4 protein-coding genes are annotated in these 7,598 nt (G+C 64.8%); 2 read left to right on the forward strand and 2 right to left on the reverse strand.

Annotation, left to right across the window (positions count from 1 at the left end):
• Positions 1–2 precede the first annotated feature (2 nt).
• The gene (locus tag NJF35_RS21965; RefSeq protein WP_253091479.1) at positions 3–1,607 is read right to left on the reverse strand and encodes an ATP-binding protein; all 1,605 of its coding nucleotides are present in this window, start codon (positions 1,605–1,607) and stop codon (positions 3–5) included.
• Positions 1,604–2,317 (reverse strand): response regulator transcription factor, encoded by a 714-nt coding sequence (locus tag NJF35_RS21970; RefSeq protein ID WP_253091480.1) that lies wholly within the window; start codon positions 2,315–2,317, stop codon positions 1,604–1,606. Before NJF35_RS21970 ends, NJF35_RS21965 begins: the two co-directional genes overlap by 4 nt.
• A 758-nt stretch (positions 2,318–3,075) precedes the next feature.
• On the opposite strand from NJF35_RS21970, the gene NJF35_RS21975 reads away from it, so the two are divergent.
• Both NJF35_RS21975 and NJF35_RS21980 read left to right on the forward strand, forming a co-directional pair.
• Complete coding sequence (locus NJF35_RS21975) at positions 3,076–5,955, forward strand: ribonucleoside-diphosphate reductase subunit alpha (RefSeq protein WP_225788341.1); 2,880 nt, start codon at positions 3,076–3,078, stop codon at positions 5,953–5,955.
• 256 nt (positions 5,956–6,211) lie between these two features.
• A complete protein-coding gene (locus NJF35_RS21980) occupies positions 6,212–7,465 on the forward strand; it encodes a ribonucleotide-diphosphate reductase subunit beta (protein ID WP_225788344.1) in 1,254 nt (417 codons plus the stop codon).
• Positions 7,466–7,598 lie beyond the last annotated feature (133 nt).

Below are 7,598 nucleotides of genomic sequence, written 5' to 3' on the forward strand. Positions count from 1 at the left end.
CTTCACTCCGGCGCCTGGGCCCGTGGCCAGTTCAGGCTGAAGCAGGCGCCGCCCAACTGCTCGCTGCGCCCCACCACGGCCCGCCCGCCGTGCCAGTAGATGATCCGCCGTACGATGGAAAGCCCCAGGCCATGCCCGCCCGAGGCACGTGTGCGGCTGTCGTCCAGGCGCGTGAAAGGCGTGAAGATGCGATCCCAGACGCCCTCCGGGATCCCCGGCCCGTCGTCCTCCACGTCGATGCGACAGCGCTGCTGGCCGATCTGGTAGCTCAAGCGAACCTGCGACTCGGCATGGCGCATGGCATTGCCCACCAGGTTCTGCAGGGCTCGGTGCAGGTAGCGTGGCTCGGCCTCGACCCAGGCCCCCGTGGCCTCGCCCCCCTGGCATTCGCCACGCACCACCTTGACCTCGGCACGCAGGGGGGCCAGTTCCTCGATCACCCGATCCAGCAGGGCATCCAGGTCCACCGCCTGGAACGTCAGCGCCGGTGCGCCCTGCTCCAGGCGGGCGTAGGTCAGCATCTCGTCCACCAGTTTGTCCAGGTCCTGGATGTCGCTGTCCATGCCGGCCAGGTGCTTGGCCCTGGCCTGTTCGGTACTGGCGCTTTCGATCATCTCCAGGCCGAAGCGCAACCGCGCCACCGGTGTGCGCAGCTCGTGGGACACCGCCCGCACCAGTTCACGCTGCATGGTCAGGGAGCGCTGCAGGTGTTCGGCCATGTCGTTGAAAGCAGTCGCCAGGCGCCCCACCGAATCGGCATCGCCCGCCGGCACGCGGGTATCCAGGCTGCCCTTGGCCAACCGGGTGGCGGCGATCTCCAGGCCCGACACGCGCCGCTCCAGCTGGCGCACCAGCAGGTAGACCACCAGGCCGATCAGGCACAGGCCGAGGAAGGCGATGAGCACCAGCAACTGCGGTGGGTAGAGGTTGAGCTGGTACAGCGGGCCGATCTCCAGCACCCAGGGCGAGCCGGCCAGCCCCGAGAACACCCGGATGGCGTCGCCATCCTTGCCCAGGGCCATCACCGTGTCGCCCTCCTCTACCCGACGCCGCTGGTCGTCGTCCAGGCCGACCCGCTCCAGGCGCTGCAAGGCGATATCGAAGCCAAACCCCTTGCTCTGCTTGATCTCTGCCAGGCGCCGCTGCTGTTCGGTCACCGGGTAGCGCACCAGCTCGTCGGCCAGCAGGAACAGGGTGGCGCGCGCCAGTTGCTCGCTGACCTGCTTGACCTGGGCGACCAGCAGCTCGGCCTCCTGGCCGACCTGGCGCAGCACCCGGACCGCATGCGGGCCGGTCTTCTCCACCACCACCAGGCCACGGCGCAGGCGGGCCCGCTGGCTGCCATCGAGGGTGAGCGCCGACAGGGGCTGCAAGTCCAACGGCACACCGAGCAGGCGCTCCCAGATCACCAGCGAGCGCTTGCGCTCCACCTCGTTCTGCAGCGCCAGGTTGTCGGCCATCAGGCTGAATGTCCCCTGGGCCAGGCGCTCACGGTGCTGGCCGGCACGCACTTCGTTGACCAGGTGCAGGCTGAGCACGCCCAGCACGGCCACCAGCACCAGTACCGCGAGCATACCGCCATAGATGCGCAGGAAGATCGAGTTCATGGGCCGGGTGCCTGGGCAGCCTCGCCGACGAACAGGTAGCCCTTGCTGCGCAGGGTCTTGATCAGACGCGGGTGGATCGGGTCGTCGCCGATCTTGGGACGGATCTTGGAGATGCGCACGTCGATGGAGCGGTCCTGGCCGTCGTAGCCGACGCCACGCAAGGAGGTGAAGATCTCTTCGCGCGACAGCACGCGCCCGGTGTTGCTCGCCAGCAGCCAGAGCAGGTCGAACTCGGCGCCGGTCAGGTCGATCGCCTGTTCGCCCAGCCAGGCCTCGCGCAGGCGGTTGTCGATGCGCAGGGCGCCGAACTGCAACTGCTGGCGCTTGCTGTCGGGTGTCTCGCTGCGGCGCAGCAGGGCATTGATGCGCGCCAGCAGCAGCCGTGGGCGCACCGGCTTGCAGACATAGTCGTCGGCGCCCAGGTCCAGCCCTTGCACCTGGTCGAGCTCGTCGCCGCGGGCGGTGAGCATGAGGATGGGGCCGGCGTACTGGCCACGCACCCGCCGGCAGATGCTCAGGCCGTCCTCGCCAGGCAGCATCAGGTCGAGGATCACCAGGTCCGGCTGGCTGTCGACGATACGCCGCGCGGCACGGCCACCGTCGCCCTCCACCGCCACCTCGAAACCGTTGGTTTGCAGGTATTCGGCGGTGAGCTCGGCCAGGCGCTGGTCGTCCTCGACGATCAGGATGCGGTTGCTGGGCTGGTCCATGGGCCTACCTCGATGTTGTTGTCGTTATGCAGGGCTGGGGCTGCCATGTTGCCGAGGCGGGCCGCTTCGCAGCCCATTGCCCGTCACCGAAGCGCAACATCGCCCCCGGATACTACGTTCCGCGCCGGGTACTGCCAACCTCGCCCTCGCCCCTGGACTGAACCGTTTTTTGTGATAGGGTTCGCGCCCGCCAAAATCCGCAGCGAGGCATTGGGACGCAGAAAAAAGGTGAAAACCACTGGGCATAAGGCCTACAGCGAATACCCACGGATCACACACAAAGTACGCACAAGTTATCCACAGGCGCTCGCCTTGCAAAGACCCCGATACCGCATTATCTTGTATCCCCATCGCAGCGAACCACTAGATATTGGGTTTCGCGCAAAATCACAAACACAAGTCGCCAGGCAAATTCAAGCGATTTTTCTGGCTGAACTTCAGGTGATTTCAGCAGCCAAACCGCTCCTGCGGAGGCGACCGAGGCAAGCCCTTGCAGGGCCTTGTTCGGGCATGGGTGTTGCAGGCTACGCCGGGCACTCATCAGCAACAGTTTTTGGGCGCAGCCCAGAACCTTTGACTTCGGCCAGGGAGCGGCAGGTTATTGCCCCTTATTCCTGAGTCTGTCCCGAAGTCGGTACGCCCGAGCGGGCGGATGCGCGCGCACGACGCATCCCCGCCCGGGTCATCGAGCAAGTGGACGGAACGGTGGGCGCCCAAAAGGCGCCTGAACAATATAGAAACTGTGGAGACACCCACCCATGCAAACCGACACAACTCGCGAGAACCCGCAGGCCAAGGCGCCGCAGGCCGCCGATTCGAATCAGGATCTGGCTGCCACCGCCCCAGGCCAACTGCGTGTGATCAAGCGCAACGGCACTGTCGTCCCCTACACCGACGACAAGATCACCGTGGCCATCACCAAGGCGTTCCTCGCAGTTGAAGGCGGCACCGCCGCCGCCTCGTCGCGCATCCATGACACCGTCGCCCGCCTGACCGAGCAGGTCACCGCGACGTTCAAGCGCCGCATGCCGTCGGGTGGCACCATCCACATCGAAGAAATCCAGGACCAGGTCGAACTGGCCCTGATGCGCGCCGGCGAGCAGAAGGTCGCCCGCGACTACGTGATCTACCGCGAGCAACGCGCCAAGGAGCGTGCCACCCGCGCCAACACCGACAGCGTGGTCGAGCCGCACCCGACCATCCGCATCACCCTGGCCGACGGCAGCCTGGCGCCGCTGGACATGGCGCGCCTGAACACCATCATCAGCGAGGCCTGCGAAGGCCTGGCCGAGGTCGATGGCGAGCTGATCCAGCGCGACACCCTGAAGAACCTGTACGACGGCGTGGCCATCAAGGACGTCAACACCGCCCTGGTGATGACCGCCCGTACCCTGGTCGAGCGTGAACCGAACTACTCCTTCGTCACCGCCCGCCTGCTGATGGACACCCTGCGCGCCGAGGCCCTGGGCTTCCTGGACGTGGCCGACAGCGCCACCCACCACGAGATGGCCGAGCTGTACGCCAAGGCCCTGCCGGCCTACGTCGAGAAAGGCGTCGAGTTCGAGCTGCTCGACCCGGCCCTCAAAGGCTACGACCTGGAGCGCCTGGGCAAGGCCATCGACCACGAGCGTGACCAGCAATTCACCTACCTGGGCCTGCAGACCCTCTACGACCGCTACTTCATCCACAAGGATGGCGTGCGCTTCGAGCTGCCGCAGGTGTTCTTCATGCGCGTGGCCATGGGCCTGGCGCTGCAGGAGAAAGACCGCGAAGCCCGTGCGATCGAGTTCTACAACCTGCTGTCGTCGTTCGACTACATGGCCTCGACCCCGACCCTGTTCAACGCCGGTACCCTGCGTCCGCAGCTGTCGAGCTGCTACCTGACCACCGTGCCGGACGACCTGTCGGGCATCTACAAGGCCATCCACGACAACGCCATGCTGTCGAAATTCGCCGGTGGCCTGGGCAACGACTGGACCCCGGTGCGTGCCCTGGGCTCGTACATCAAGGGCACCAACGGCAAGTCGCAGGGCGTCGTGCCGTTCCTGAAGGTGGTCAATGACACCGCCGTCGCGGTCAACCAGGGCGGCAAGCGCAAGGGCGCGGTCTGCGCCTACCTGGAAACCTGGCACCTGGACATCGAGGAATTCCTCGAGCTGCGCAAGAACACCGGTGACGACCGTCGCCGTACCCACGACATGAACACCGCCAACTGGATCCCAGACCTGTTCATGAAGCGCGTCTTCGACGACGGCAAGTGGACCCTGTTCTCGCCCTCGGAAGTCCCCGACCTGCACGATCTGACCGGCAAGGCCTTCGAAGAGCGCTACGAGTACTACGAAGCCCTGACCGAGTACAACAAGATCAAGGTGTTCAAGGTCGTCCAGGCCAAGGACCTGTGGCGCAAGATGCTGTCGATGCTGTTCGAGACCGGCCACCCGTGGCTGACCTTCAAGGACCCGTGCAATCTGCGCTCGCCGCAGCAGCACGTGGGCGTGGTCCACAGCTCGAACCTGTGCACCGAGATCACCCTGAACACCAACGCCGACGAAATCGCCGTGTGCAACCTGGGTTCGATCAACCTGCCGAACCACATCACCGACGGCAAGCTGGATACCGCCAAGCTGGCGCGTACCGTCAAGACCGCCGTGCGCATGCTCGACAACGTGATCGACATCAACTACTACTCGGTGCCGCAGGCGCAGAACTCGAACTTCAAGCACCGCCCGGTCGGCCTGGGCATCATGGGCTTCCAGGACGCGCTGTACCTGCAGCACATCCCGTACGGCTCGGACGCTGCCGTGGAGTTCGCCGACCGCTCCATGGAAGCGGTCAGCTACTACGCCATCCAGGCCTCGTGCGACCTGGCCGACGAGCGTGGTGCCTACGAGACCTTCCAGGGCTCGCTGTGGTCCAAGGGCATCCTGCCGCTGGACTCCCAGCAGATCCTGATCGAAGCCCGTGGCGCCAAGTACATCGACGTCAACCTGGACGAGACCCTGGACTGGGCGCCGGTGCGTGAGCGCGTCAAGAAAGGCATCCGCAACTCGAACATCATGGCCATCGCGCCGACCGCGACCATCGCCAACATCACCGGCGTGTCACAGTCGATCGAGCCGACGTACCAGAACCTGTACGTGAAATCGAACCTGTCGGGCGAGTTCACCGTGATCAACCCGTACCTGGTCCGCGACCTCAAGGCCCGTGGCCTGTGGGACTCGGTCATGATCAACGACCTGAAGTACTACGACGGTTCGGTCCAGCAGATCGAGCGTATCCCGCAAGAGCTGAAGGACCTGTACGCCACCGCCTTCGAAGTCGAGACCCGCTGGATCGTCGAAGCGGCCAGCCGTCGCCAGAAGTGGATCGACCAGGCCCAGTCGCTGAACCTGTACATCGCCGGCGCCTCGGGCAAGAAGCTCGACGTGACCTACCGCATGGCATGGTTCCGTGGCCTGAAGACCACCTACTACCTCCGTGCCCTGGCCGCGACCAGCACCGAGAAGTCGACCATCAACACCGGCAAGCTCAACGCCGTCTCCAGCGGCGGCGACAGCGCCCCGGTCCAGGCTGCTGGCCCAGCCCCGGTGCCGAAGGCCTGCGCGATCGACGAGCCTGACTGCGAAGCCTGCCAGTAAGGCTCGCTGAGGCTTCCTCCGGGAAGCCTCTTTTCTGTGCCACGGCACAGACCCTGTGGGAGCGGGTTTGCCCGCGAAAGGGCCACCGCCCTCCTACAGCCAGACACAACAAGCCGGGGCCCCACCGCCCCGGTCAGCCCTTCCCCGGGCACATCAGATTTGCGTGCACCGCAGTACCCCCGAACCGGGGCTCAAGCACCGCAACCAAGATCCACCGGCCATACTTGTAGATGGCCCTCGAGCAGGAGCACTTACCATGCTGAGCTGGGACGAATTCGATAAAGAAGACGGCGAAGTCGCCGCCAAAGGCAACACCGCTGCGCAGGGCAACGCCGCCGCTGCCACCCTCGACAAACTGGACAGCGCCGGTGACGCCGCCGCCCAGGAAGCCCGCCAGGCCAGCGCCGCCGACTCCGACGCGGTCAAGCGCGCCAAGGCCGCCCTGGACGAACTGGACATCGCCGAAGGCCTGGCCGAGCTGGAAGGCTCCAGCGCCCGCGTGCGTGTCGACGAGAAGCGCATGATCAACTGCCGCGCCGACCTCAACCAGTTGGTACCGTTCAAGTACGACTGGGCCTGGCAGAAGTACCTCGACGGCTGCGCCAACCACTGGATGCCGCAAGAGGTCAACATGACCGCCGACATCGCCCTGTGGAAGAGCCAGGACGGCCTGACCGAGGACGAGCGCCGCATCGTGATGCGCAACCTCGGCTTCTTCTCCACCGCCGACTCCCTGGTGGCCAACAACCTGGCCCTGGCCGTGTACCGCCTGATCACCAACCCCGAGTGCCGCCAGTACATCCTGCGCCAGGCCTTCGAAGAGGCGATCCACACCCACGCCTACCAGTACTGCATCGAGTCGCTGGGCATGGATGAAGGCGAGATCTTCAACATGTACCACGAGATCCCGTCGGTCGCTAAGAAGGCGGCCTGGGGCCTGAAGTACACCCGCGCCATCTCCGACCCGGAATTCAACACCGGCACCGTCGAGACCGACAAGGAGCTGCTGCGCAACCTGATCGCCTACTACTGCGTGCTGGAAGGCATCTTCTTCTACTGCGGCTTCACCCAGATCCTGTCCATGGGCCGCCGCAACAAGATGACCGGCGTGGCCGAGCAGTTCCAGTACATCCTGCGTGACGAGTCGATGCACCTGAACTTCGGTATCGACGTGATCAACCAGATCAAGATCGAGAACCCGCACCTGTGGGATGCGGCGATGAAGGAAGAAGCGACCCAGATGATCCTGCAAGGGACCCAGCTGGAGATCGAATACGCCCGCGACACCATGCCACGCGGCGTGCTGGGCATGAACGCGGCGATGATGGAGGACTACCTCAAGTTCATCGCCAACCGTCGACTGACCCAGATTGGGTTGAAGGAAGAGTATCCCGGGACGACCAATCCGTTCCCTTGGATGAGCGAGATCATGGACCTCAAGAAGGAGAAGAACTTCTTCGAGACACGGGTGATCGAGTATCAGACGGGTGGGGCGTTGAGCTGGGATTAAACCTAAAGGGCTGCCAAATGGCTAATGCTGTTCACTTAAGTCTGATGTGACATCGATTGGGGCTGCCTTGCAGCCCTTCGCGGGCAAGCCCGCTCCCACAGGATCGTGCATTTGCAGCGTACTTGTGGGAGCG

It is taken from the genome of Pseudomonas guariconensis, assembly GCF_024127895.1.
Lineage (GTDB): Bacteria > Pseudomonadota > Gammaproteobacteria > Pseudomonadales > Pseudomonadaceae > Aquipseudomonas > Aquipseudomonas guariconensis_B.